Origin of the sequence: Streptomyces adustus (assembly GCF_009377175.1) — a bacterium.
In the GTDB taxonomy this organism is placed as follows: Bacteria; Actinomycetota; Actinomycetes; order Streptomycetales; family Streptomycetaceae; genus Streptomyces; species Streptomyces adustus.
Genome location: NZ_VJZD01000126.1, coordinates 1 through 26,928, shown reverse-complemented (window position 1 = coordinate 26,928; position 26,928 = coordinate 1). Strand labels below are relative to the sequence as shown.

Genomic DNA, 26,928 nt, shown 5'->3' with positions numbered 1-26,928 from the left:
GCCCCGGCCCGAAGCGTCGCCCGTCGCGGACCGTGAGGCCCTCACCGCCCTCACCGGGCGCCACGGCACCGGGCTCGGCCTGGGCCGCCTCGGCCGCTGGACCGAGGCCGGCGAGCTGCACCGCGCGGTCGCCGCCGAACGTGAACGACTCCTCGGCGCGGACCACCCCGACACCCTCGCCAGCCGCTACGAGCTCGCCTTCGCCCTCAGCCGCACCGGCCGCGCCGCCGACGCGTTGCACGTGTACAAGCAGGTCGCCGCGGCCCGCACCCGGGCGCTGGGCGCCGACCATCCCGACTCGCTCGCCGTGCGCCAGGAGATGGCCTACGTCCTCGGACAGCTGGGCCGGCACTTCGACGCGCACCAGGTCTACCGCGCGGTGCTCGCCGCCCGGGAGCACATCATGGGCCCGGACCACCCCGACACCCTGCGCTGCCGCCACAACCTCGCCTTCAACCTCAGCCGGCTCGGCCGTCCGCAGGACTCCTACCGCATGGCCCACGAGGTCGCCGCTGCCCGCGCCCGGGTGCTCGGCCCCGACCACCCGGACACCCTGGTGACCCGCTACGAGGTCGCCTACGCGCTCGGCCAGCTCGGCCGCTGGCCGGAGGCGCTCCAGCAGTACCGCGAGATCGCCGAGGCCCGTGCCAGGGCGCTCGGTCCCGACCACGCCGACACCCTCGCCGCCCGGCACGAGATCGGCATCAGCCTCGGCCGGCTGGGCCGCGGCGCGGAGGCGCTCGCCCTCTACCGCGACCTCGCCGAGGACCGCACCCGGGTGCACGGCCCCACCCACGCCGAGACCCTTCGCGCCCGCCACGGCCTGGGCGTCAACCTGGGCCGTCTCGGCCGCTGGGAGGAGGCCCTCGCCGAGGCCCGGGACGTGTGCGCGATCCGCGAGCGCACGCTGGGCCCGGATCACCCCGACACCCTGGTCAGCCGTCGCGAGGTCGCCGTGGGCCTGGGCTGGCTCGGCCGCTGGCCGGACGCGCTGGCCGAGTACCGGCAGGTGGCGTCGGCCCGCGAGCGCGTCCTCGGCGCGGACCATCCCGACACCCTCGCCAGCCGCAACGACGAGGCCCACTGCCTGGAGCAGCTCGGACGCTCCGCGGAGGCGGTGGAGCTGTACCGGAGGGTCGCGGTGCTGCGTCAGCAACAGGCCTCGGAGGGTCGCTGACCCAGGCGTCCGCCCTCTGGCCGACCGGGATCACCTCGTGTTTCCTGGGATCATGCCTGCTCTCGAGGGACATCACAGCGGACGGCGCGGTTACGACGCCGTGATCGTCGGCGGAGGACACAACGGCCTGGTCGCCGCGGCCTATCTGGCCCGGGCCGGACGGTCCGTGCTGGTGCTTGAGCGACTGGAGCGCACCGGCGGCGCCGCCGTCTCCACCCGCCCGTTCACCGGCGTCGACGCCCGGCTCTCGCGCTACTCCTATCTGGTCAGCCTGCTGCCGAAGAAGATCGTGCGCGATCTGGGCCTGGACTTCCGGGTACGCGGGCGGACCATCTCCTCGTACACCCCCGTCGAACGCGACGGACGGCCCACCGGGCTGCTCGTCGGCGGCGGCGAACGGCGCAACCGCGAGGCCTTCGCCCGGCTGACCGGCGGCCCGCGCGAGTACGAGGCCTGGCGGCGCTTCTACGCCATGACGGGCCGCGTCGCCGAGCGGGTCTTCCCGACCCTGACCGGCCCGCTGCCCACCCGCGAGGAACTGCGCCGCCGGGTCGACGACGAGGACGCCTGGCGGATGCTGTTCGAGGAGCCCATCGGGGTCGCCGTCGAGAAGCACTTCGCCGACGACCTGGTCCGCGGGGTCGTCCTGACCGACGCGCTCATCGGCACCTTCGCCGACGCCCACGACCCCACGCTGAAGCAGAACCGCTGCTTCCTCTACCACGTCATCGGCGGCGGCACCGGAGCCTGGGACGTACCCGTGGGCGGCATGGGCGCCCTGACCGACGCGCTGGCCGCGGCCGCCCGCCAGGCCGGCGCCGTCCTGGCGACCGGGCACGAGGCGCTGCGGATCGCCACGGACGGCCGGACGGCCGAGGTCACCTACCGCACGGCGGACGGCGAGGGGGTCGCCGAGGCTCGGCACGTCCTGGTCAACGCCTCCCCGCAGGCCCTCGCGGCCCTCACCGGCGACCCCCCGCCGCCCCCCGCCGAGGGCGCACAGCTGAAGGTGAACATGCTGCTCAAGCGGCTGCCGAGGCTGCGGGACAGGTCCGTCGACCCGCGCGAGGCGTTCGCCGGCACCTTCCACATCGCCGAGGGCTACGAGCAACTGGCCGCCGCGCACGCCCAGGCCGCCGCGGGCGAACTGCCCACCTCCCCACCCTCCGAGATCTACTGCCACTCCCTCACCGACCCGACGATCCTCGGCCCGGACCTGGTCCGGCAGGGCTACCAGACCCTCACCCTCTTCGGCCTGCACACCCCGGCCCGCCTGTTCGCACAGGACAACGACGCCGTGCGGGCGGAGCTGCTGGGGTCGACGCTGGCCCAGCTCGACGCGCACCTCGACGAGCCGCTCGCCGACTGCCTCGCCGTCGACGCCGACGGACGTCCGTGCCTGGAGGCGAAGACCCCGCTCGACCTGGAGCGCGACCTGCGGCTGCCCGGGGGCAACATCTTCCACCGCGACCTGTCCTGGCCGTACGCCGACGAGGGCACCGGCCGCTGGGGCGTGGCGACCCGGCACGCCAACGTGCTGCTCTGCGGGGCCGGCGCGGTGCGCGGCGGCGGGGTCAGCGGGGTGCCCGGACACAACGCGGCGATGGCCGTACTGGAGGAGGAGGCCGACTGACCGCCCCCGGCTCTAGGCCCTGTCGTCGAATTCCCGTCTGTCCCACGCCTTCCGGGCGACGACGGGAATTTGACGACAGGGCCTACGGTCGGCGGATGGACCTGACAGCCTTACGACTGGAGGCGGCCGCCGGCCCCACGGGCCCCGCGCTCCTGCTGCGCCCCTGGACCGCGACCGACGCGCCCGCCCTGGTCGAGACGTACCGGGACGCGGTACTGCGCCGCTGGACCGGCGGCGCGGTGGACGACGAGGCGAGCGCGGCGGGCTGGGTGCGCGAGCAGGAGCGCGGACGGGCGACGGGGGAGCGCTTCGCGTTCGCCGTCGTCGAGCGCCGGCCGGACGGCACCGAAGGCGCGCTCGCGGGCCATGTCGTGCTCAAGCGGCCCGTGGCCGGCGCGCCCGGTGCCGAGGTCGGCTACTGGACCGCGGGGCACGCCCGGGGCCGGGGCGTGGCGCCCCGGGCCCTGGACGCGCTGGTGGACTGGGCGTTCGCCGCCTTCGCCGAGGACGGGCTGACCCGGCTCGAACTCCTCCACCAGCAGGACAACACCGCCTCCTGCCGAGTCGCCGAGAAGACCGGGTTCGCCCTCACCGGACTGCTGCCCGCGGCCCCGCCCGCCTTCCCGCTCGCCGGCCATCTGCACACGGTCGTACGCGCGGCCCAGCAGGAGGACCGGGAAGCGGCGCGGCAAGAAGGCCGAAAGGCGGACCGGCGAGGGGACCGAGAAACCTGACGAGAAATCAGGCAGGGATCCGACAGAGATCTGACGGAGCATCAGAAAAACTCTTCCGTCGGCAGGGCGGCTGCGGCATCCTGCGCCCATGCAGACGGAGCTGAGCAGGAAACTGGGAGTCGAGCACGCCGTCTTCGGCTTCACGCCGTTCCCCGCGGTCGCCGCGGCCATCAGCAGGGCCGGCGGCTTCGGGGTGCTCGGCGCGGTCCGTTACACCGCCCCGGACGACCTCAAGCGCGACCTCGACTGGATCGAGGCCCACATCGGCGGCCGGCCCTACGGCCTGGACGTCGTCATGCCCGCCAAGAAGGTCGAGGGCGTCACCGAGGCCGACGTCGAGGCGATGATCCCCGAGGGGCACCGCCGGTTCGTCACGGACACCCTCGCCAAGTACGGCGTGCCCGAGCTGGCCCCGGGCGAGCCGTCCGGCTGGCGGATCACCGGCTGGATGGAACAGGTCGCCCGCACCCAGCTCGACGTCGCCTTCGACTACCCGATCAGGCTGCTCGCCAACGCCCTCGGCTCACCGCCCGCCGACGTCGTGTCCCGCGCCCACGACCGGGACGTGCTCGTCGCCGCGCTGGCCGGCAGCGCCCGGCACGCGCGCAAGCACCAGGAGGCGGGCATCGACATCGTCGTCGCGCAGGGGTACGAGGCCGGTGGCCACACCGGGGAGATCGCCACCATGGTGCTGACCCCCGAGGTCGTCGAGGCCGTCGCCCCGCTGCCCGTGCTGGCCGCGGGCGGCATCGGCAGCGGCGAGCAGGCCGCCGCCGCGTTCGCGCTCGGCGCCCAGGGGGTGTGGCTGGGGTCCCTGTGGCTCACCACGACCGAGGCGGACCTCACCTCGCCCGCCCTCACCCGCAAACTGCTGGCCGCAGGCTCCGGCGACACCGTCCGCTCCCGCGCCCTGACCGGGAAACCGGCCCGCCAGCTCCGTACCGAATGGACCGACGCCTGGGACGCCCCCGACGGACCCGGCACTCTCCCCATGCCCCTCCAGGGACTGCTCGTCGCCGAGGCCGTCTCCCGCATCCAGAAGTACGAGATCGACCCGCTGCTCGGCACGCCCGTCGGCCAGATCGTCGGCCGCATGAACAGCGAACGCAGCGTCCAGGCCGTCCTCGACGACCTCACCCGCGGCTTCGAACGGGCCGTGGAGCGCATCAACCGCATCGCCGGAAGGAGCGGCCGGTCATGAGCACACCTCCCGTCGGATTCTGGGCCCAGGCCACCGCAGACCCCGACCGCGTCGTCCTCGTCGCCGCCGACGGCGAGGAGTGGACCGCCGGGCGCCTGCACGCCGCCGCCAACCGGCTCGTGCATGGCCTGCGCGCGGCCGGACTCGAACGCGGCGACTCCTTCGCGGTCGTCCTGCCCAATTCGGCCGAGTTCTTCGCGGCCTACCTCGCCGCCTCCCAGGCCGGGTTCTACCTCGTCCCGGTCAACCACCACTTCGTCGCACCCGAGATCGCCTGGATCGTCGCCGACTCCGGCGCCAAGGTCCTCATCACCCACGAACGGTTCGCCGGCCCCGCCCGGCAGGCCGCCGACGAGGCAGGGCTGCCGGCCGAGGGCCGGTACGCCGTCGGCACGGTCGAGGGCTTCCGCCCGTACGCCGAACTCCTCGACGGACAGCCGGAGTCGGCGCCCACGGACCGCACTCTCGGCTGGGTCATGAACTACACCTCGGGCACCACAGGACGCCCCCGCGGCATCAGGCGCCCGCTGCCCGGCAAGCTCCCCGAGGAGTCCTACCTCGGCGGTTTCCTCGGCATCTTCGGCATCCGGCCGCACGACGACAACGTCCACCTCGTCTGCTCGCCGCTGTACCACACGGCCGTCCTCCAGTTCGCGGGCGCCTCCCTGCACATCGGCCACCGGCTGGTGCTGATGGACAAGTGGACGCCCGAGGAGATGCTGCGCCTCATCGACACCCACCGCTGCACCCACACCCACATGGTCCCGACCCAGTTCCACCGGCTGCTCGCGCTGCCCGAGCCGGTCCGACGGTCGTACGACGTCTCCACCATGCGACACGCCATCCACGGCGCCGCGCCCTGCCCCGACCACGTCAAGCGCGCGATGATCGACTGGTGGGGGCACGCGGTGGAGGAGTACTACGCGGCCAGCGAGGGCGGCGGCGCCTTCGCCACCGCCGAGGACTGGCTGAAGAAGCCCGGGACCGTCGGCAAGGCCTGGCCGATCAGCGAACTCGCGGTCTTCGACGACGACGGCAACCGGCTGCCGCCCGGCGAACTCGGCACTGTCTACCTGAAGATGAACACCGGCGGCTTCGCCTACCACAAGGACGAGGCCAAGACGCGCAAGAACCGCATCGGGGACTTCTTCACCGTCGGCGACCTCGGCTACCTCGACGAGGACGGCTATCTCTTCCTCCGCGACCGCAAGATCGACATGATCATCTCGGGCGGGGTCAACATCTACCCGGCCGAGATCGAGTCCGCCCTTCTCGCGCACCCCGCCGTCGCCGACGCCGCCGCCTTCGGCATCCCGCACGACGACTGGGGCGAGGAGGTCAAGGCCGTCGTCGAACCGGCCCCGGGCCACGAGGCCGGCCCCGACCTCGCGGCCGCGCTCCTCGACCACTGCGCCGCGCGGCTCGCCGGGTACAAACGCCCGAAGACCGTCGACTTCGTCGCCGAGATGCCGCGCGACCCCAACGGCAAGCTCTACAAGCGACGGCTGCGGGACCCGTACTGGGAAGGCCACGCCAAGAAGCTGTGACCGGCCCCGGCCCCGGCCACGGTCCGGGCCCCGGCCACGGTCCCGGCCACGGTCCCGGCCACGGTCCCGGCCACGGCCCCGGCCACGGCCCCGGCCACGGACCGCGGGTCCGGGAGCCTGTCGTGATCCGGCGCTCGACCCGGCGCTTGACCTCCTCCTCCGCCGGGCCGAGGATCAGGTCCCATGACGCCTGGACATGGGAGCACGGTCGACGGAGTGGTGCGGCGCAGCGCCCGTCGCACCCCGGCGCGCGTCGCGGTGGACTACCGCGACCGCACCTGGACCTACGAGGAACTCGACACGGCCGTCTCCCGCGCGGCGAGCGTGCTGCTCGACCAGGGCCTCGCCCCGGGCGACCGGGTCGGCGCCTACGGCCACAACTCCGACGCCTACCTGATCGCCTTCCTCGCCTGCGCCCGCGCGGGCCTGGTGCACGTACCGGTCAACCAGAACCTGACCGGCGACGACCTCGCCTACATCGTCCGCCAGTCGGGCAGCGCCCTGGTCCTCACGGACCCGGACCTGGCCGACCGCCTGCCCTCGGACCTGCGCACCCTGCCGCTGCGCGACACCGACGACTCCCTGCTGGCCCGGCTGGCCACGGCGACGCCGTACGACGGGCCCGAGCCCCGCGGCGAGGACCTGGTGCAGCTGCTCTACACCTCGGGGACGACGGCGCTGCCCAAGGGCGCGATGATGACCCATCGGGCGCTGGTGCACGAGTACCTGAGCGCGATCACCGCCCTCGACCTGAGCGCGGGCGACCGCCCGGTGCACTCCCTGCCGCTCTACCACTCGGCCCAGATGCACGTGTTCCTGCTGCCCTACCTGGCGGTCGGCGCGACCAACGTCATCCTCGACGCGCCTGACGGCGACGAGCTGTTCGACCTGATCGAGTCGGGCCGCGCGGACAGCCTGTTCGCGCCGCCGACGGTGTGGATCGGCCTGGCCAACCGCCCCGACTTCGCCACCCGCGACCTCGACGGTCTGCGCAAGGCCTACTACGGGGCGTCGATCATGCCCGTCCCGGTCCTGGAGCGGCTGCGCGAACGCCTGCCGAAGCTGGGCTTCTACAACTGCTTCGGCCAGAGCGAGATCGGCCCCCTGGCCACCGTCCTCGCCCCGGACGAGCACAAGGGCCGGATGGACTCCTGCGGCCGTACGGTCCTCTTCGTGGACGCCCGCGTCGTCGACGAGGACGGCAAGGACGTGCCCGACGGCACGCCCGGAGAGATCGTCTACCGTTCCCCGCAGCTGTGCGAGGGCTACTGGGACAAGCCCGAGGAGACCGCCGAGGCCTTCCGCGACGGCTGGTTCCACTCCGGCGACCTCGCGGTACGCGACGCCCACGGCTTCTTCACGGTCGTCGACCGGGTCAAGGACGTCATCAACTCCGGTGGCGTACTGGTCGCCTCACGGCAGGTCGAGGACGCGCTGTACACCCACGACGCCGTCGCCGAGGTCGCCGTCGTCGGCCTGCCCGACGAACGCTGGATCGAGGCGGTCACCGCGATAGTGGTGCCGCGCGGCGAGGCCACCGAGGCCGAACTCATCGCCCACGCCCGCGAGAAGCTCGCCCCCTTCAAGGCCCCCAAGCGGGTGCTGTTCGTCGACACCCTGCCACGCAACGCCAGCGGAAAGATCCTCAAGCGCGAGCTACGGGACCGGTTCAGTGACCGTCCGTGAGCCGAGCGGCGGGCGACCGGGGAGCGTGCTCCCGAGGGAGCCTGCCAGAGCCTCATCAATTCCTTCGACAGGGTGCCGACCGGCTGGCAGGCTTCGCACATGACCTACGGAATCGAGTTCCACTCCACCCGGTGAGCGCCCGGGAAGAGCGCGACGCGCTCACTCCGCCGACCGCCCTGCACGACCGTGTCCTGCATCTGCTGCGCGCGTCCACCGACGGAGTCCCGCCCCGGCGCGGCTACTCCCTGCCCCGGAAGACCGCACCGGGTGAGGACCCGCTCTCCCGGGAAGAGGCGCTGCGTGCCATCCGGGGAGCACTCCGCCCACTTCCGGACGACCCCGCCACCCTGCACCGCCGCTTCGAACGGCTCGGCATTCGGGATCGCCACAGACACCTGATCAAGTCCGCCGTGGTCGGGCTGCCTCTGCCGGCCGAACAGGCCGATGCGGCCCGCAGCCTGGCACGGCGGCTGACCCGCACCGGTACGACGGTGCTCACCGTCACCGCGGGCATCGCCCTGCTGGGCCGTTTCGGCGAGTCCGAGGACGTCCCGTATCTCTCCGTTCTCGGCCTGTTGCGTGAGCTCACCGGCCCGGCGGTCAACGTGCTCGACATCCTCGATCGCCGCTCTGCCGCTGTCCTGTGGCTCGCGGTCCGCGCCAGCCGTGACGAACTGCAACCGCTCGTCCGCGCGCTGTGGACAGGCGACCGGCAGGCCGTGCGACCGGAGCTGATCGCGCTGCCTGACGCACTGCCCTTCGTCGGCAGCGCGGCCGCCCGCCGGATCGCGGAGGCTTCCCAGCTGTCAGGCCTGCTCGACCGGCACCCCACCGACACCCGCCTGCTCGCCCAAGCGGGCCGGCTGCTCGTCCGGATGGGGAGCTCACGCGACGACCCGACCGACCTCCTCGCCTACCGCGACGCGCTCCGCGTGTACGACAGCGTCGTCGGCCGAGCCGGTCAGCTGCCGCCCACCCTCGACAACGCAGCCATGCTGCTGTCGCTCGCACAGGACCTGAGCAGCGGCACCGGCGTGCTGCTGGACTGGCCGCCCGGGCGGCGCGCGGCACTGCTGGAATCGCTCGGACGGCTGCTGGCCGAGCCCCGATGGACGTCGGCGGGTGCCAGCGGCGGTGAGGCCGTGCAGCGGCGGCGAGTCGACTGGATCCGCCGCACCGGACGACAGCCGTTCAGGCACCCGGCCACGCCCGACAAGTTCCGCATCGAGGTGGTGACCGGTGACCCCGCGGACCGGGAACGTGTCGAGACACGTGTGCTCATCGACGGCCGTCCGGTCGTCCCGGCCCTGTTCGGCCGTGGCCCCGCCCACAGCCCCGACCATCTGCTGGACGAAGGCCGGCTGCGGGCGGGGGAGGAACCACGAGAAGTGCAGCTCGCGGAGGCCGACTGCACGGAGGGGTGCTGCGGCGCGCTCTACGTCACCATCCGGCGAGACGCGGACCAAGTGGTCTGGGAGAACTGGCGGCAGACCATGACGGGCTCCCGTGAGCCCGCGGCCGAACCGTCCGCCCACCGGTTCGACGCCTCCGCCTACGACACGGAGATCGCCAGGGCGGAGACCGACTGCGCCTGGTCCTGGCGGGCCCGCACCGTCGCCCGCCTGATCAAGACGGGGCTGATCGAGGAACCGGACCTGCTGAGCCGATGGGATGCGAGCCGCGGTTGGATCAGCAGCGGCTTCGACGACCCCGACACCGCCGTGGTCACCTTCTGGTACGTGCCGGGGCAGGCGGCCGGCCGACCGGAACGAGCCGACAGCCCGCTTCAGTTCCGCTGGGTCGTCCCGGACGACGGCACCCCGCCCGAGGCACAGGCCGCCGCCGCGCTGCGCCGGCTGGCCGAAGAGGACCCGAAGTCCTACGCACGGGTGTGCGGCGGCAGCCGTCAGCGTGCCGAAGAACTCGGGTACCCCTGGCCCGACGGCGTCTGACCGACTGCTCACGGCTTCATCGGGCAGTGCCGCCCATCCGGGACTTGACGTGGTGGGTTTCGTGGTTGGTCGCCGTGCGCGGTCAGGGAAGCCCACCGGCCTGGAACGGATCTCCGCGATCAGGCGTACAGCACGCTCACGATGCTCGGCAGAGTGAGGCATGCGGCCCCAGACTTTCCCCATGACGGATCAGAACACCGGGCAACTCGTCGAGCGCTTCGTCGGAGCGCTCCGGCCACTCGTGCCGCTGGTCTCGGTATGGGCGCACGGGTCACTCGCCGGCGGCGACTACCAGCCGGGCCGTAGCGACCTCGACCTGATCGCGGTCGTGGACCGGCCCTGTACGGCAGCGGAGAAACAGCAACTCGGCGAGGTGCACCAGAACCTGGTCGATGCCATCCCCCTCGCGTCGAAGCTGCATTGCGGCTATCCCGTGGTCGCCGAGTTGGATGACCCGGCACACCCCCACCTGACGTGGGCACACGAGGAGCTGATGCATCGGCCCGTCACACCGGTGACCAGGCGGGAACTTCACGAGTTCGGACTCGTCATATACGGTCAGCCACCTGCGGACCTCCTGCCACCGGTGACCGACGGGCAACTCGCCGATTTCATCGTCGAGGACCTGAAAAGCTTCTGGCTGCCGGCCCTGGACCACCCGGAGTGGTGGATGCGCGACATCTGGATCGACCTGGGCCTGCTGACTCTGGCCAGAGCAACAGCGACGCTGCGGGACGGAAGACTGATCACCAAGGCCGATGCCCTCGGCGTACTCACCGAACTGGGCGCTCCCACCGCTGTCGTGGACGACATCAGACAGCGTCGCTACGGCGTGCCCGACCCAGCGACAGAGGAGTGGACCGCCCGCCGGGCAGAACTGACACTCGCCTTCCTCAGATCAGCGATCGGGCAGGTCGTCCACACCAGTAGGCTCCCGGCGCATGACGACCCCCGCCCATGACGCGTTCCGGCCACAGCGGACCAGACATCGTGCCGACGCCCGTACCGTCGAGGGCGACGACGTGCTGATCGAGAAGCTGCGTGCCCGTGCATGGAACCCGGGCCTGCGGTTCGACACCGCGGAAGTCCCCCTGGCGTGGATCGAGGAGCAGTTCGGCAGAAGACATCTGGAGCGCGTCCACAGGCAGCGCGTCCCCTGCAACAGCCACCGGACGATCGGGCTCAAGGCACAGACCGAGGAGGTGTCGGGCTACTTCGCGGATGCTCCGCGCGGGCCGCTGTTCCCGCCGGCGACACCACGGGAGATCGAGAGTGCGGAGCGCACCATCGGGCGCCCGCTGCCGGAACTCCTGCGACGCGTCTATACCGAGGTCGGCGACGGGGGCTTCGGGCCCGACACCGGCCTGGCATCTCTCACTTCGGTCCGGCGGGCACCAGGTCACCTGACGGACTGGCCCTGCGCGGTCCAGGAACACGAGCGCGGCCGCAGGGCCGGGCTCCCGGCGTCATGGCTGTATCTCGCGGACGCCGGCTGCACGGTGGAGTGGCACGTCTCGCTCCTGGCAGCCGACAACCCCGTACTGCTCGTCGACGCGGACGGCTGGGCACCGGGCAGGGGCGAGGGTCCCCACGACGGCATTCGTCGCGCAGTCGCGTCACTGCGGCAATGGCTCTGGGACTGGGCGGAGTTCGGCGATGTCCGGGCAGAAGAACTCGGCCTTGCGAGACCGAGGTGAGCTCGTCGGCGCATCGGGTTCGCCGGGGGGCGCGGGTCGGGAAAGCCGTTGCGCCCGGCGGCCGCACCGGGTGAGGATTCCGGCCATGCCGACCTTCGCCGCGCCCGACGGGACCGAACTCGCCTACCACGTAAGGGGTGAGGGCGAGCCGCTCGTCGTGCTGCCCGGCGGGCCGATGCGGGAGTCCCGGTACCTCGGCGACCTCGGCGGGCTGACCGAGCACCGCCGTCTGATCCTGCTCGATCTGCGCGGTACCGGAGACTCCGCGGCGCCGGCGGACCCTGCGGCCTACCGCTGCGACCGGCTCGTGGACGACGTGGAGGCGCTCCGGGTCCGTCTGGGGCTGGAGCGGATGGACGTGCTGGCCCACTCGGCGGGCGGCAGCCTGGCGATGCTGTACGCGGGCCGGTACCCCCAACGGGTGGCGCGGCTCGTGCTCGTCACAGCCACACCATGGGCACTGGGGCGGCCGGCGACCGTCGAGCACCGCCTGGCCGCGGCCCGGCTGCGCAAGGACGAACCGTGGTTCGCCCGGGCGTACCCGTTGTTCGAGGCATGGCTCGGGGGCGACGAGGCGGCCGACGAGGACCTGACGGCGTTCGCCGGGTTCTTCTACGGACGCTGGGACGACACCGCCCGTGCCCATGTGGCCGCGCTGGACGATCAGGTGAACGACGCTGCCGGGGACGTCTACTTCTCCGAGGGAGTCTTCGACCCGGTCGCCACCCGGCGGGCGCTCGGCCGGGTCGCCGCGTCCGTCCTGGTTCTCGCCGGAGAGGTCGACGGCGGCCCCTGCCCCGAGCTCGCCCGGGAGACCGCCGAGGCCTTCGTGGACGCCGAGTTCGCCGTCCAGCCGGGCGCCGGGCACTATCCGTGGCTGGACGACCCGGAGTGGTTCACGGGCCGGGTCACGGAGTTCCTCGACGGCCGTCGTGCCGCTGGAGCGCCGACGCGGCCGAGCCGATGACCAGGGGGCCTCACCGGTCCTCCGCCACCGCCACCTCGCGGGCCCACCGGTAGTCCGCCTTGCCGCTCGGGGAGCGGCGGACGGTGTCGGTGATCACCAGTTGGCGTGGGATCTTGTACCCGGCGAGGTGGGCGCGGCAGTGGGTCTGGATGTCCTCCAGGGACGGCCGCCGGGCGCCCGCGCGCAGCTGTACCACGGCCGCGACATGGTTGCCCCAGCGCACGTCCGGCACCCCGGCCACCAGCGCGTCGTAGACGTCGGGGTGGGACTTCAGCGCCTGCTCGACCTCCTCCGGATACACCTTCTCGCCGCCGGTGTTGATGCACTGCGAGCCGCGGCCGAGCACCGTGACCACGCCCTCCTCGTCGACGGTCGCCATGTCGCCAAGGAGCACCCACCGCTCGCCGTCCTTCTCGAAGAAGGTCTCGGCGGTTTTCCGCGGGTCGTTGTAGTAGCCGAGCGGGACGTGCCCGCACTGGGCGACCCGGCCGATGTCACCGACGGCGATCGGCTCGTACGTCGCCGGATCGACCACCTGGGTACGGGAGTTGACGCGGATGCGGAAGCCGCGCTCGGGTCCCGAGTCCGCCGTCGCCGTCCCGTTGAAGCCGGACTCGGAGGAGCCGAAGTTGTTCAGCAGCATGGCGTTCGGGACCAGCTCGGAGAACTGCCTGCGCACGGTGTCCGACATGATCGCACCCGACGAGGACACGCTGAACAGCGCCGAACAGTCCGTGCCCTTCAGGGGACCGGCGAGCGCGTCGATGAGCGGGCGCAGCATCGCGTCGCCGACCAGCGACATGCTGGTGACCCGCTCCCGCTCGACCGTCCGCAGCACCTCCTCGGGTACGAACTTGCGGTGCAGCACGATGCGTTGGCCGAAGTTGAAGCCGATGAACGCGGTCAGGGTGGAGGTGCCGTGCATGAGCGGCGGGGTGGGGAAGAACGTGATGCCCGCGCCGCCCGCCGCGACACGCTCCGCGAGCTCGTGCGGTGCGCGCACCGGCTCGCCGGTCGGCGCCCCGCCGCCGAGCCCGGCGAAGAACAGGTCCTCCTGACGCCACATCACGCCCTTGGGCAGGCCCGTGGTGCCGCCGGTGTAGATGATGAACTGGTCGTCGCCCGACCGGGCGGGAAACCCGCGGCCGGGGTCGCCCGCGGCCTCCGCCTCGCCGAACGGCACGGCCGCCGGACCCGTTCCGGGCGTTCCGTCGGCCGGCGTCCCGACCCGCAGCAGGTGCCGCAGCTTCGGCGCCCGGGGCAGCGCCGCCGCCACCCGGTCGGCGAACTCCGCGTCGAAGACCAGCGCCACCAGGTCGGCGTCCCGGTAGAGGTAGGTCAGTTCCTCCTCCACGTACCGGTAGTTGACGTTCACCGGCACGATCCGCGCCTTGAGGCACCCGATCACCGTCTGGAGGTACTCGACGCCGTTGTAGAGATGCAGCCCGAGGTGCTCGCCGGGGCGGATCCCGGCGGCGACGAGATGGTGGGCGATCCGGTTGGCCGCCGCGTCCAGCTCCGCATAGGTCAGCCGGCGTTCCGCGCCCGTGCCGGGGTGGTCGATGTACACCAGTGCCTCGCGGTCCGGCACCACGTCGACGACCGACTCGAACAGGTCGGCAAGGTTGTACTCCACCGTTCCTCCTGACCCCGGGGGTGTCTGGCATCCGACGGTTCGCCGGTCATCAGAGCAAAGGGCGGGGCAACAGGGAAGGGCTCGCGCCAAGAAATCTGACTACCTGTCAGAAAACCCTTGAAGTGCCTCCTCCGCTCCTGCAACCTGTTCTCGTTCTAGAGAGGGGAGATGGGCGATGGGTGGGACGGAACACCTCACCGTGCGGCGCGAGGGCGCCACACTCGTGCTCACGCTCAACCGGCCGGACGCCAGGAACGCGCTCTCGCTGGGGATGCTCGTCGGTCTGTACGACGGCTGGGTCGAGGCCGACGAGGACGACACCGTCCGCTCGGTCGTGCTCACCGGCGCGGGCGGCGACTTCTGCGCCGGGATGGACCTGAAGGCCCTGGCCGGGCAGGGGATGGACGGCGAGCGCCACCGCGACCGGCTCACCGCCGACCCCGATCTGCACTGGAAGGCGATGCTGCGCCACCACCGCCCGCGCAAGCCGGTGATCGCGGCCGTCGAGGGCTACTGCGTCGCGGGCGGCACGGAGATCCTCCAGGGCACCGACATCCGGGTGGCCGGCGAGTCCGCGACCTTCGGGCTCTTCGAGGTCAGGCGGGGCCTGTTCCCGATCGGCGGCTCCACGGTCCGGCTGCAACGGCAGATCCCGCGCACCCACGCCCTGGAGATGCTGCTCACCGGCCGCCCCTACACCGCCCGGGAGGCGGCCGGGATCGGCCTGATCGGACACGTCGTCCCCGACGGCACGGCCCTGGCGAAGGCCCTGGAGATCGCCGAACTGGTCAACGCCTGCGGCCCGCTGGCCGTGGAGGCCGTCAAGGCCTCGGTGTACGAGACCGCCGAGATGACCGAGGCGGACGGGCTCGCGGCCGAACTCAAGCGCGGCTGGCCGGTGTTCGACACCGCCGACGCCAAGGAAGGCGCCCGTGCCTTCGCGGAGAAACGGCCGCCCGTCTACAAGCGCGCCTGACCAGCGCCCGTCCCGTGCGCCCCAGCCGTGCGCCCCAACCGTGGACCCCAACCGTGGACCCCAACAGGGCGCCTGACCCGCGCCCGTCCCGCGTGCCCGACCCCGCCGAGGAGAGAGAGCCGCCATGCCCGAAGTCCTCAAAGCCCCGCTCGCCGTCGAGTTCCCCTTCACCCGCTCCCTCGGCCCGGTGCAGAGCGCCTTCCTGACCGGACTGCGCGAACGCGTGGTCCTCGGGGTGCGCACGGTCGACGGCCGCGTCCTGGTGCCGCCCGTCGAGTACGACCCCGTCACCGCCGACGAGATACGCGACCTCGTCGAGGTCGGCGCCACCGGCACGGTCACCACCTGGGCCTGGAACCACGAACCCCGCCGCGGCCAGCCCCTCGCCACGCCCTTCGCCTGGGTCCTGGTGCGCCTGGACGGCGCCGACACCGCCCTGCTGCACGCCCTCGACGCCCCCGGCCCGGACGGCGTGCGCACCGGCATGCGGGTCCGGGTCCGCTGGGCCGCCGAACGCACCGGCGCCATCACCGACATCGCCTGCTTCGAGCCGTACGACGGCCCCGCCGAGGAAGCGAGCGCGCAACCGGCGCCGCACACGGGCGAGTTCGCGGACGCGGTCACCGGCATCGTCGCGCCCGCCCGCCTCGACTACACCTACACGCCGGGCCGCGCCCAGTCCGCCTACCTCGACGCGCTCGGCGGGCGGCGGACCGTCGGCGAGCGCTGCCCGTCCTGCCGGAAGGTGTACGTCCCGCCCCGCGGCGCCTGCCCCACCTGCGGCGTCGCCACCGCCGAACGGGTCGAGGTCGGCCCGCGCGGCACGGTCACCACCTTCTGCATCGTCAACATCAAGGCCAAGAACCTCGACATCGAAGTCCCCTACGTCTACGCCCACATCGCCCTCGACGGCGCCGACCTCGCGCTGCACGGCCGCGTCGGCGGCATCCCCTACGACCAGGTGCGCATGGGCCTGCGCGTCGAACCGGTGTGGACGTCCGGCGCCCGCTTCCCCGACCACTACCGGCCCACCGGCGAACCCGACGCGGACTACGACACCTACAAGGAGCTGCTGTGACGCGCGCACCAGGGCCGCGAGGCCGCGAGATCGCCGTCGTCGCCTTCGCCCAGACCGACCACCGGCGCACCACCGACGAGCTCTCCGAGGTGGAGATGCTCATGCCCGTCCTGCACGAGGTGCTGGACCGGACCGGCCTGAAGACCGCCGACATCGGCTTCACCTGCTCCGGCTCCTGCGACTACCTGGCCGGCCGCGCCTTCTCCTTCACCCTCGCCCTCGACGGCGTCGGCGCCTGGCCCCCGATCTCCGAGTCGCACGTCGAGACGGACGGCGCGTGGGCCCTGTACGAGGCGTGGACCAAGCTGCTCTCCGGGGACGCCGACACCGCCCTGGTCTACGCGTACGGCAAGTCCTCGCCCGGCTCGCTGCGCGATGTGCTGACCCGGCAGCTCGATCCGTACTACGTCGCGCCGCTGTGGCCGGACTCCGTGGCCCTGGCCGCGCTCCAGGCGCAGGCCCTCATCGACGCGGGGGACACCGACGAGTCCGCGCTCGCCGCCGTCGCCGCGCGCAACAGGACCGCCGCCGACACCAACCCGCACGCCCAGCTGCGCGGCCCGGTGCCGCACGGCGAGCACGCGGTACGCCCGCTGCGCGCCGGGGACTGCCCGCCCGTCGGGGACGGCGCCGCCGCCGTGATCCTCGCGGCGGGGGAGCGGGCCCGGCAGCTGTGCGCGCGGCCCGCCTGGATCCGCGGCATCGACCACCGCATCGAGGCACACGGCCTGGGCGTGCGCGACCTGACCGACTCGCCCTCCGCCCGGCTCGCCGCCGAACACGCCGGGGCCTTCGATGCCCCCGTCGACACCGCGGAGTTGCACGCCCCGTTCACCTCGCAGGAGGTGGTGCTGCGCAAGGCGCTGCGGCTCGATGACCGGGTACGCGTCAACCCCTCCGGCGGGGCGCTCGCCGCCAACCCGATGATGGCCGCCGGACTCGTCCGCATCGGCGAGGCCGCCGCCGCCGTCCACCGGGGCGAGTCCGACCGGGCGCTCGCCCACGCCACCTCCGGCCCCTGTCTGCAACAGAACCTGGTCGCCGTACTCGAAGGGGATCCGCGATGAGCAAGGAGCCCGTGGCCGTCGTCGGGATCGGCCAGACCAAGCACGTGGCGGCCCGCCGGGACGTGTCGATCGCCGGACTGGTCCGCGAGGCCGCCCTGCGGGCCCTCGCCGACGCCGAGCTGACCTGGGCCGACATCGACGCCGTCGTCATCGGCAAGGCGCCCGACTTCTTCGAGGGCGTGATGATGCCCGAGCTGTACCTCGCCGACGCGCTCGGCGCGGTCGGCAAGCCGATGCTGCGGGTGCACACGGCCGGCTCCGTCGGCGGTTCCACGGCGCTGGTGGCCGCGAACCTGGTCGCGGCCCGCGTGCACGGCACCGTGCTCACCCTGGCCTTCGAGAAGCAGTCCGAGTCGAACGCCATGTGGGGGCTGTCCCTGCCGATCCCCTTCCAGCAGCCGCTGCTGGCCGGGGCGGGCGGGTTCTTCGCACCGCACGTACGGGCGTACATGCGCCGCAGCGGAGCCCCCGACACGGTCGGCTCCCTGGTCGCCTACAAGGACCGGCGCAACGCGCTGAAGAACCCCTACGCCCATCTGCACGAGCACGACATCACACTGGCGAAGGTCCAGGCCTCGCCGATGCTCTGGGACCCCGTCCGCTACTCGGAGACCTGCCCGTCCTCCGACGGCGCCTGCGCCATGGTCCTCACCGACCGGGCCGGCGCGGCCCGCGCGCCCCGCCCGCCCGCCTGGATGCTCGGCGGCGCCATGCGCAGCGAGCCCACCCTCTTCGCAGGCAAGGACTTCGTCTCCCCGCGGGCCGGCCGCGACTGCGCCGCCGACGTGTACCGACAGGCCGGCATCGCCGACCCGCGGCGCGACATCGACGCGGTCGAGATGTACGTACCGTTCTCCTGGTACGAGCCCATGTGGCTGGAGAACCTCGGCTTCGCCGAGGAGGGCGGCGGCTGGAAGCTCACCGAAGCGGGCGTGACCGAACTGGACGGCGACCTTCCGGTGAACATGTCGGGCGGGGTGCTGTCCGCCAACCCCATCGGCGCCTCCGGCATGATCCGCTTTGCCGAGGCGGCCCTCCAGGTGCGGGGACAGGCCGGGGAACACCAGGTGGACCGGGCCCGCAGAGTGCTCGGACACGCCTACGGCGGCGGATCGCAGTTCTTCTCCATGTGGCTGGTGGGGGCGCAACCCCCGGACGCCTGAGAACGGGCCCGCGGGCACTGGGCGACAGGCGTCCCGAAGGTCCCTCTCACGTGGCCTGTCGGCCGTGGGAACCGGTCGCTAGGCTGGCCCGCGGACGACGAATCGGGAGGAGCACGGACGTGGCCGAGAGCACCATCCAGATGCAGCCGCTCGCGGGCTGGGACAAGCCGGAGCTGGACCTCAGCAAAGCCGAGTGGCAGTCCAGCAGCCGAGGCCGAGGGGATGTTCAGATCGCATTTGTCGAGGGATTCATCGCCATGCGCAACAGCGGCCGCCCGGAGAGCCCTTCCCTGATCTTCACACCGGCGGAGTGGGGCGCGTTCGTGTCCGGCGCGCGGGAAGGGGAGTTCGACCTCACCTGATCCGCGGGCCGATCCGGGCGTGTCGCACCCGTATTTCCGGACACGCGACCTGGTACGCCGTCCTGGGGCCGATGCCTGAGCCAGGCTGACCCCAGGAACGGGAAGGTCGTATTCCGGAGGTGAGGAACCATGAGCGCCCTGCCGGTCATCGCGGCGGTCGACGGCTCGGACGACAGCATGCGTGCCCTGGAGTGGGCCCTCGACACGGCCCGCGGACGTGCGGCACCGCTGCGGGTGGTCCATGTGCGGGAGTTCGCCGCCTGGGTGCCGGCCGCCGTCCCGGTGGCCGCACCGCCGACGGCGGAGGACCCCGTTCTGAGCCAGGTCCGGGAGCTCCTGGCCGGGCGCTCCGACCTGCCGGAGACGGAGTACGTCGCCGTCGACGGCGCCACCGGCGCCACGCTGCCCGAACTGGGCTCGACCGCCCAGCTCCTGGTGCTCGGCTCCCGGGGCCGCGGCGGCTTCGCCAGCCTGCTGCTCGGCTCCAACGGGCTGGCCGCCGCCCGGGACGCCGCCTGCCCGGTCGTCGTGGTGCCCCGGCCCGACCGCAAGGTCGACGACGCGCCGCCGACCGCACCCGGGCCCCGCGTGGTGGTCGGCCTGAACGTGGACGGCCCCGACGACGCCACCCTCGCCTTCGCCTTCGCCGAGGCGGCGCGGCGCGCGGCCCGCCTCCAGGTGGTCGCCGCATACGCATGGCCGATCCAGATCTGGGGGACGCCCGGCGAGATCCTTCCGCCGGTGGTCGACCAGGAGGCGGTCGAGAGCGAGACGCGCGCCCTCGCGGAGGGCTTCCTCGCCCCGCACCGCGAACGGCATCCCGATGTCGGGGCCGAGGCGTACGTGCCGCCCGGCGACGCGGCGGGGCACCTCGTCGCGGCCTCCAAGGGCGCCGATCTCGTGGTCGTGGGCCGCCACCGCCGCCGTCTGCTCGCGCCTGCCCACCTGCTGGGCTCCGTCACCCACGCCGTCCTGCTGCACGCGGCGAGCCCCATCGCGGTGGTGCCACCCGCGCCCGCGGAGGAGTGACGCGGGGCGGCCTCCCCTCGGTCCGACGGGCGAGGCCAACCCGCAGACCGGTCCTGCGGCCGGTCCTGGGACCGCTACTGCGGGCGGCCTCGCAGGGGCTCGATGCGAACGTACGCTCGATCTTCCCCCGTACGGGTGTCGGGCTGACGTTCGCCCCGCCCCGTACGGGTGTCGGTCCGGCGCCCGGTGCCGACCCTTCCGGATGTCGGCCCGGCGGTCGGCTCCGCCCGGTGCGCGCCGTCCGGCCTAGCCCGCACGCCGTGCGCGACCTCCCGCGACGCCCTTCCCGGGCGGTCTCCCCCGGCGGCCGCCGCGCCGGGCGTACCGTGGCTCGAACGAGCCGATCGGGCCGCAGTTGTGCAGCGTCCTTACACCGTCCCGCGCGACACCGACGGGAGTCCGCGACGGCTCGCACGGGTAATGCCCAAGGGCGGGTCGTACCCGCCCCACAAGGCGTACGCTGAGCTGCCTGTAGGTCACGGTGCGCGCCCGCTCCCCGCGCGGGTGGATCATCGTGACAGGGGGTGCACCATGGGGCAGTACTTCGCACGCGGCAGAAGGACCCTCTTCGAGCGTGAGAGCGAACTCGCCGCCGTCGAGGAGGCGTTGGGGGAGCTGACCGGCCTGCGTGCGGACGGAGCCGAGCCGTCCGACCGGCCGCGCGGCGCGCTGCTCGCTTTCGCCGGACACGCGGGCATCGGCAAGACCACCCTCCTCGCCGAGGTCCGCCGCCGAGCCGTCGCCCGCGGCTGCACCGTGCTCTCCGCGCGTGGCGGCGACCAGGAACAGCGCGTCGCCTTCCACGTCGCCCGGCAACTGCTCCAGCCGCAGTTCGCGGGCTCCTCGGAGACCGAACTGCGTTCCTCGCTGGGCAGTTGGTACGACATCGTCGGACCCGCGCTCGGCATCTGCGCCCCCACCGAGGGCGCCCCGCCCGACCTCCAGGGGCTGCGCGACGGGCTGGACTGGGTGCTCACCCACCTCTCCGTCCAGCGCGCCCCGATGGTCCTCCTGCTCGACGACGCGCACTGGGCCGACCCCGAATCCCTGGGCTGGCTGGCCGCGTTCGCCCCGCGTGCCGAGGAACTCCCGCTCCTGGTCGTCGTCGCCTACCGGCCCGACGAACTCCCCGAGCACGCGGAGTCCTTCCGCCGACTGCCCGGACGCGCGGGCGGACGCCCGCTCGACCTGGAGCCGCTAAGCGCCGCCGCCGTCGCCGGCCTGGTCCGCGAGGCGGTCGGCGGCCACGCCGACGACGCGTTCTGCCGCGAGTGCTGGGCCGTCACCGCGGGCAACCCGTTCGAGACCGTCGAGCTGACCGCCAAGGTGCGCGACCGTGGGCTCAACCCGACCGAGGACGGCGCCCATCTGCTGCGCGACCTCGCGGCCGCCGCCAAGGGCAGCGGTCTGATCTCCCGTATCGAACGGCTCGGCAGCTCCACCGTCCGCTTCGCCTGGGCGTGCGCGGTGCTCGGCACCGAGATCCCCCTGGACCTCGCCGCCGCCGTCGCCGGACTCGGCCACGAGGAGGCAGCCGACGCCGCCGACGCCCTGCGCGGCGCCCGTGTCCTGACCGGCGAGAGCACCCTGGAGTTCGTCCACCCGCTCATCGCCACCGCCGTCTACCGCAGCATCTCGGCCAGTTTCCGGGTCGCCCTGCACGGCCAGGCCGCCTGGTGCGTCGTCGACGCCGGACTCGGCCCCGCGGCCGCCGCCCGCCACCTCCTGGAGACCCACCCCGAGGGCGACCCCTGGGTCGTCCAGCAGCTGCGCGCCGCCGCCGGAGAGACCCTCAGGGCCGGAGCCCCCGACGCCGCCCGCAGCTACCTGGCCCGCGCCCTGCGCGAACCCCCGGCCCCCGCCGACCGGGCCGCCATCCTGTACGAGCTGGGCTGCGCCTCCCTGCTCACCGAACCGGCGACCACCGTCAACCATCTGCGCGCCGCCCTCGAAGAGCCCATCGCCGACCCCGAACTGCGCCACCACATCGTCTACCGCCTCTCCCAGGTCCTCGCCCACAGCGACCGGCTCGCCGAGGCCTGCGACACCCTGGCCGGCGCGATCCGCGTCACCGACGACGCCCGGGTGAAACTGCGCATGGCCTCCGAGGAGTTCATGTGGAACGCCTTCCGCGCCGACGAACCCGACCACCCCGCCCGCTCCCGCCGCCTCGCCCGGCTCGCCGACCGGCTCAAGGGCCGTGACCTCACCGAGCGGTACATCATCGGCCTGCGCACCTGGGACGCCATCCAGCGCGGCGAGCCCGCCCAGGTCGCCTTCCACCACGCCGAACGCGCCCTCGCCGGCGGCCTCGGCTGGGCCGAGCCCGACCGCGGCTTCGAGGTGCCCGTCCTGGTCGCCGTCGCCTTCATGTACGCCGACCGTCCGGGCCGCACCGAGGAACTCTTCGCCGCCGGCATCGCCGAGTTCGAACGCCAGGGCTGGCGCGGCGCCCACCTGTCCTTCGCCTACACGATCCTCGCCTACGTCCGTTACCGGCGCGGCCGGCTCGCCGAGGCCGAGGACTTCGTCCGCGCCGGGCTGCGGCTGGCCGAACGCGTCGGTCCCGGCACCCCCGCCCACTGGTACGCGGTCGGCACCCTCATCGAGGTGCTGATCGCCCGGGGCCGGGTCGCCGAGGCCGCGGAGATCGCCGACCACCACTGTTTCTCCGCGCCCTTCCCGGCGGCCGTCGTCTTCCCCGACGCCCAGACCGTGCACGGCGAGCTGTTGCTCGCCCGCGGTCTGACCGAGGAGGCGGCGGCCGAGCTGTCCGCCGCGGGCCGCCGCCTCGACCCACGCGGCATCCGCAACCCCGCCTGGTGTCCCTGGCAGCTCCATCTCGCCCGCGCCGTGGCCCACGACGACCCCGAGCGGGCCGCGGCCATCGCTCACGAAGCGCTCGCCCGCGCCCGCCAGTTCGGTGCTCCCTCGACGATCGGCCAGGCACTGCGTACCGCCGCCGAGGTCTCCTCGGGCTCCGTCCGCATCAAGTACCTGGAGGAGTCCGTCTCCCAGCTGGAGCGCTCCCCGGCCGCCTACGAGCTCGCCTGCGCGTTGGTCTCCCTGGGCACCGAACTGCACCGCGCCGGCCGTGCCGAGGAGGCCGCCGACCACCTCTACCGGGGTCTGGAGACCGCGGCGCAGTGCGGTGCCGACGGACTCGTGCGGGCCGCCCGTGACGGACTGGCCGCCGCCGGGCTGCGCCCGCGCCGACTGCACACCGACGAGACCGACACGCTCACCGCGCGCGAGCGCACGGCGGCCGGGCTGGCGGCGCGGGGGCGCAGCGACGCCGAGATCGCCGGTGAACTGGACACCGACGAGCCGACCGTCGTACGTCTGCTCTCGGCGGTCTGCCGCAAGATCGGCACAGACCGTACGGGCCTGCCGACGGCCCTGGCCGACCACCTTCCGGACTGAGGCCGGCCGGGACGGAGAGCGTGTACCGGCCGGAGACCGACCGGGGGACCAGTCGCGTGACCAGGGCGGACACCGACGCGGGAGCGGACGGACGGAGCCACCGACCGGGAAATCGGGCGGAAGACACGTCGATGGACCGGCCGGGAACTGGCCGGGAGGGCCGGTAGCAGGCTGGGACGCCGAGCGAGAGACAGGTCGGGAGATCGGTCGCCGGACCGGCCGGGAACAGGCCCGGAGAGCGGCCGGGAACAGGCGGGGAAACCGCGCGAGAGACCTGCCGTGGGACGGGTGGGGAGACCGGCCGGGAACAAGCCGGGAGAGCGACCGGGAACAAGCCGGGAGAGCGGCCGGGAGCAGGCGGGGAAACCGCGCGAGAGACCTGCCGTGGGACGGGTGGGGAGACCGGCCGGGAACAGGCCGGGACAGCGACCGGGAACAGGCCGGGACAGCGACCGGGAACAAGGTCGGGAAACCGGGCGAGAGACCTGCCGGGAGATCGGCCGGGAGATCGGTCGTCGGCGCGGCCGGGACCAGGCCCGGGATCACGCCCTGGAACCGGCTGACGCGAGGTCGGGTGGCGTCCGTGGTCCCTGCGGTACCCGAACGGATCACGGTGGGCGGAGATCCGTGGGCCCCGGCGGCCGCACGGGTGGCCGACCCCGGCGGCGCGGCCGCCCGGCCGTCGGCGGCCCCGCCGAGCCCCGCGCGCCCGCGCGGACCGCGGCGCCGCCAGGAAGAACGGTCCGCCCACACGTCGCCGAACACGCGCGGGCACGTACCATGGCCGCATGTCGTTCCTCCGCCGCCGCAGCGCCACCCCCGCCGGGCCAGACTTCGACGTTCTGGCCATGGACCCGGGCGACTGGCCCGGCAATCTGGGCGCGGGCCTGCTGCCCGCCCCCGACGGCAGCTGCCAGGGTGTCTTCCTGCGCTACGACCTCTTCGGCGGCCGCGGCCCTGCCATGATCATCGGCAATCTCCCCGAGGGCTCCCCGGCCCGCGAGGTCGCCGAGGGCGAGATCCCCTTCGAGGTGGCCCAGCTCCTGCTGGCGCTGGAGAACGACGAGGAGGTGACCGTCGTCGGCACCGAGGACATGCCCGTGATGCAGGGCGACAACCTGCTGATCGTGCGTCGGCTGAAGCTGTCCGAGGGCCGGATCTCCTGCGTGCAGTTCGACCGCAGCGACAACGTCCTGGTGACCATCGCGGCCTGGGACCGCCCCATCACCGACGACCTGTACGCCCTGCTGAAGCCGCTCCCGGCGGAACTTTTCCAGCAAGCCTGACCCACACGGGGGCCGACACGCCAGGGCCTCGACAGGGCCGACCGGCACCGGTCACGACCGGCACCGGTCAGGCCCCGGCCCCGTCAGTGGGACGACGGTACGGCGTCGACGTCCGCGGCGCGCACGAACTCCACCCGGTGGCCGTACTGGATCTCGTAGTACTGGTCCGTGCCGACGACCACCTTGTGCGAGTCGGTGGCGAAGGTGACCGCGTAGTAGTACTCGCCCGGCACCTTCTCGCCGACCGCGTACCGCTGGCCCGCCGGGATCCGGTACGGCAGCGGTGACACCGTCTGGGCCGGGACCCCCGCCGGGTAGGCCTCCTTCTCCGGGTAGGCACGCCCGTAGACGGGGATGCTGTCGAGGCCCGCCTTCGGCGTGATCACGAGCCCGGACGCGTCCACCGCGGTCGGCTGCTTCTTCGGGTTCTGGAACCAGGCCTTCTGGCCCAGGAACCAGATCGCCGTCCAGTCGCCCCAGTGGTCGGCGACCGCGTACCGCTGACCGGTCGACGCCCGCGAGGACAGGTCGTTCACGTTGTCGGTCGGTGCCGTCCCCAGACCGATGTCCTTGATCAGCGCCGAGTTCGTGTCGTGGTCGGAGTACAGCCGCACCGCACTGGAGCCGTGGGCGTCGCACGGCACGCCCTTGGTCACACAGCCCGTGTACACCGGCTGGTTGGCCGAGTAGCGGGGCAGGATCGTCACCAGGCCCCCGTCCTTCTTCGCGGTGCGCTTGAAGGGGTGGTCAAGGAGCTCGAAGTAGTGGCGCCAGTCCCAGTACGGCCCGGGGTCGGTGTGCATGCCGGGCACGGTCGCCGTGGTCGGGCCGGGCACGGTGTCGTGACCGAGGATGTGCTGCCGGTCCAGCGGGATGCCGTACTTCGTGGCGAGGTACTTCACCAGGCGCGCCGACGAGCGGTACATGGCCTCCGTGTACCAGGTGTCCGGCGCGGCGAGGAAGCCCTCGTGCTCCAGGCCGATCGACTTCGCGTTGATGTACCAGTTGCCCGCGTGCCAGGCCACGTCCTTCGCCTTCACGTGCTGGGCGATGTGGCCGTCGGTGGAGCGCAGCGTGTAGTTCCACGACACATAGGTCGGGTCCTGGACGAGGCTGATGGTCCCGTCCCAGGCGCCCTCGGTGTCGTGGATGACGATGTACCTGATGCTCTGCGACGCCGGGCGGTCGCCCAGGTCGTGGTTGCCGTAGTCGTTTTCGCCGAACTCCGCGTACGGCGCCGGGATCCACTCGCAGGACACCGTCTTCGGGCACTCCGTGCCGTCGGCGGAGACCGTGCGCAGGCCCGTGCGGGCCAGCTGCCCGGTGTCGGGGGCGAGGTCCGGTTGCGCGATCAGGGCGACCTGCTGGCCGGCGTCGGTGGTGCGCTTCTCGCCGGTGTGCAGCACGTCGTACACGTCGTTCGCGTACGCCGCCGCCGTGGCGGTGTCGTCCGCGCCGGAGAACCGGGCGACCGCCCCGTACCATTCGGCCGGATCGGCGCTCAGCGGCTCGCCCAGGCCTCGCTGGGCGGCGGCGAGCAGCGCGGCGCCGCCCGCCACATTGGCGGCGGGGTCCCTGCGCAGGGCCTCGGCGCTCAGGCCGGTCAGCTCGGCGGCCTTCGGCAGCGTCCTGAGGCGGTCGGGGAGCTGCGCGTCGGTCGGCACCTCGGCGGTGCGCACCAGGGCGGGGCGGGCGCTGTCGCCGCGCGCGTCCTCCGTGCCGTCGCCGTGGTGCGACGCCTGCGCGAGGGCGGTGCGGGCGTCCGTGAGATGCATGGGGCCGTAGCCGCCGGTGACGCTCGGCGCTCCGTCGTGCGTGTCCCAGCGGGACTGGAGGTAGGAGACGCCGAGCAGGACGCTCTGCGGTACGTGGTAGGTGGCGGCCGCGTCGGCGAACGCCTGCTGGAGGCGGGCCGTGGAGTCGGTGTCGCCGACGGGCGGGGCGGCGCCGAGCAGCGGCAGCAGCAGGGCCGCGCAGGCCACGGTTCCCGCGACTGCGCGGCCGGGTCTGCGCCCGGTGGTTCGGTCGGGGGCGGTCGCGTGTGCGGGCAAGGCAGCCTCCTGGGGCGATCGGGCGCGATGAGCCGTGCGGGGCCGGGCGTGTCAGTGCTATCGGCTATCCGACGATCCGTCAATCATGCCCAGAGGGAGGCGATTTCCCATGTCAGCAGCGCGCGCGGCGAGTTTCGTGGCGGCGGCTCACGGGCCTGCGGGGCGTCAGTGGAGTACACCAATGGCCGTGTCGGGCGGCCGGTGACGGCCGCCGGAACGCGCACCGGGGAGGCAGCGCAGGAGGCGCGAGGAGGGAGTGGGCG

General features: G+C 73.1%; 20 protein-coding genes. 18 read left to right on the top strand and 2 right to left on the bottom strand.

The genetic code is table 11. The annotated features are described in order from the left end of the window. From FNH09_RS27020 to FNH09_RS26970, 10 genes are all read left to right on the top strand, one after another. Positions 1-1,177, top strand: a 1,177-nt coding sequence (locus tag FNH09_RS27020) for a tetratricopeptide repeat protein (RefSeq protein ID WP_152892470.1), incomplete at its 5' end; no start/stop codon positions are given. A 52-nt stretch (positions 1,178-1,229) separates the two neighbouring features. Continuing rightward, entirely contained in the window at positions 1,230-2,810 is a 1,581-nt protein-coding gene (locus FNH09_RS27015; protein WP_152892468.1) for a phytoene desaturase family protein, read from the top strand. Between the two features lie 95 nt (positions 2,811-2,905). Beyond that, on the top strand, positions 2,906-3,544 hold the full coding sequence (locus tag FNH09_RS27010; protein ID WP_152892466.1) for a GNAT family N-acetyltransferase: 639 nt from the start codon (positions 2,906-2,908) through the stop codon (positions 3,542-3,544). Between the two features lie 88 nt (positions 3,545-3,632). Continuing rightward, positions 3,633-4,745: an NAD(P)H-dependent flavin oxidoreductase gene (locus tag FNH09_RS27005; RefSeq protein ID WP_152892464.1), complete on the top strand. Its 1,113-nt coding sequence runs from the start codon at positions 3,633-3,635 to the stop codon at positions 4,743-4,745. Next, positions 4,742-6,292 carry an acyl-CoA synthetase gene (locus tag FNH09_RS27000; RefSeq protein ID WP_152892463.1) on the top strand — a complete coding sequence of 517 codons (1,551 nt, stop codon included), beginning with the start codon at positions 4,742-4,744 and terminating at the stop codon, positions 6,290-6,292. The genes FNH09_RS27005 and FNH09_RS27000 overlap by 4 nt, the downstream gene beginning before the upstream one ends. 183 nt (positions 6,293-6,475) lie before the next feature. Continuing rightward, entirely contained in the window at positions 6,476-7,978 is a 1,503-nt protein-coding gene (locus FNH09_RS26990; RefSeq protein WP_152892462.1) for an acyl-CoA synthetase, read from the top strand. 131 nt (positions 7,979-8,109) lie between these two features. Continuing rightward, positions 8,110-9,930: a hypothetical protein gene (locus FNH09_RS26985; protein ID WP_162469158.1), complete on the top strand. Its 1,821-nt coding sequence runs from the start codon at positions 8,110-8,112 to the stop codon at positions 9,928-9,930. A gap of 181 nt (positions 9,931-10,111) precedes the next feature. Then, entirely contained in the window at positions 10,112-10,891 is a 780-nt protein-coding gene (locus FNH09_RS26980; protein ID WP_338017696.1) for a nucleotidyltransferase domain-containing protein, read from the top strand. After that, positions 10,872-11,627, top strand: a complete 756-nt coding sequence (locus FNH09_RS26975) for an SMI1/KNR4 family protein (RefSeq protein ID WP_238427131.1) — start codon at positions 10,872-10,874, stop codon at positions 11,625-11,627. The genes FNH09_RS26980 and FNH09_RS26975 overlap by 20 nt, the downstream gene beginning before the upstream one ends. Before the next feature lie 85 nt (positions 11,628-11,712). Further along, the gene (locus tag FNH09_RS26970; RefSeq protein WP_152892460.1) at positions 11,713-12,594 is read left to right on the top strand and encodes an alpha/beta fold hydrolase; all 882 of its coding nucleotides are present in this window, start codon (positions 11,713-11,715) and stop codon (positions 12,592-12,594) included. Positions 12,595-12,604: 10 nt separating this feature from the next. On the opposite strand, the gene FNH09_RS26965 is transcribed toward FNH09_RS26970, so the two are convergent. Then, positions 12,605-14,230 (bottom strand): AMP-binding protein, encoded by a 1,626-nt coding sequence (locus tag FNH09_RS26965; protein WP_162469157.1) that lies wholly within the window; start codon positions 14,228-14,230, stop codon positions 12,605-12,607. Positions 14,231-14,405: 175 nt separating this feature from the next. Between FNH09_RS26965 and FNH09_RS26960 the strand changes: the two genes are divergently transcribed. The 8 genes from FNH09_RS26960 (at position 14,406) to FNH09_RS26925 (ending at position 24,614) form a co-directional block, all read left to right on the top strand. Further along, on the top strand, positions 14,406-15,206 hold the full coding sequence (locus FNH09_RS26960) for a crotonase/enoyl-CoA hydratase family protein (protein WP_152892458.1): 801 nt from the start codon (positions 14,406-14,408) through the stop codon (positions 15,204-15,206). 124 nt (positions 15,207-15,330) lie between these two features. Continuing rightward, positions 15,331-16,284 (top strand): Zn-ribbon domain-containing OB-fold protein, encoded by a 954-nt coding sequence (locus tag FNH09_RS26955; RefSeq protein WP_152892457.1) that lies wholly within the window; start codon positions 15,331-15,333, stop codon positions 16,282-16,284. Further along, entirely contained in the window at positions 16,281-17,351 is a 1,071-nt protein-coding gene (locus FNH09_RS26950; RefSeq protein WP_162469156.1) for a thiolase domain-containing protein, read from the top strand. The genes FNH09_RS26955 and FNH09_RS26950 overlap by 4 nt, the downstream gene beginning before the upstream one ends. Further along, positions 17,348-18,514, top strand: coding sequence for a thiolase domain-containing protein (locus FNH09_RS26945; RefSeq protein ID WP_152892456.1), 1,167 nt, complete (start codon positions 17,348-17,350; stop codon positions 18,512-18,514). Before FNH09_RS26950 ends, FNH09_RS26945 begins: the two co-directional genes overlap by 4 nt. Positions 18,515-18,633: 119 nt before the next feature. Continuing rightward, complete coding sequence (locus FNH09_RS26940; RefSeq protein WP_162469155.1) at positions 18,634-18,876, top strand: DUF397 domain-containing protein; 243 nt, start codon at positions 18,634-18,636, stop codon at positions 18,874-18,876. Positions 18,877-19,005: 129 nt separating this feature from the next. After that, positions 19,006-19,905, top strand: a complete 900-nt coding sequence (locus FNH09_RS26935) for a universal stress protein (RefSeq protein ID WP_152892455.1) — start codon at positions 19,006-19,008, stop codon at positions 19,903-19,905. 531 nt (positions 19,906-20,436) lie between these two features. Next, positions 20,437-23,328, top strand: coding sequence for an ATP-binding protein (locus tag FNH09_RS26930; RefSeq protein ID WP_152892454.1), 2,892 nt, complete (start codon positions 20,437-20,439; stop codon positions 23,326-23,328). Between the two features lie 788 nt (positions 23,329-24,116). Next, positions 24,117-24,614: a hypothetical protein gene (locus tag FNH09_RS26925; protein WP_152892453.1), complete on the top strand. Its 498-nt coding sequence runs from the start codon at positions 24,117-24,119 to the stop codon at positions 24,612-24,614. Between the two features lie 83 nt (positions 24,615-24,697). On the opposite strand, the gene FNH09_RS26920 is transcribed toward FNH09_RS26925, so the two are convergent. Then, the gene (locus FNH09_RS26920; RefSeq protein WP_152892452.1) at positions 24,698-26,665 is read right to left on the bottom strand and encodes an N-acetylmuramoyl-L-alanine amidase; all 1,968 of its coding nucleotides are present in this window, start codon (positions 26,663-26,665) and stop codon (positions 24,698-24,700) included. Positions 26,666-26,928: the final 263 nt, after the last annotated feature.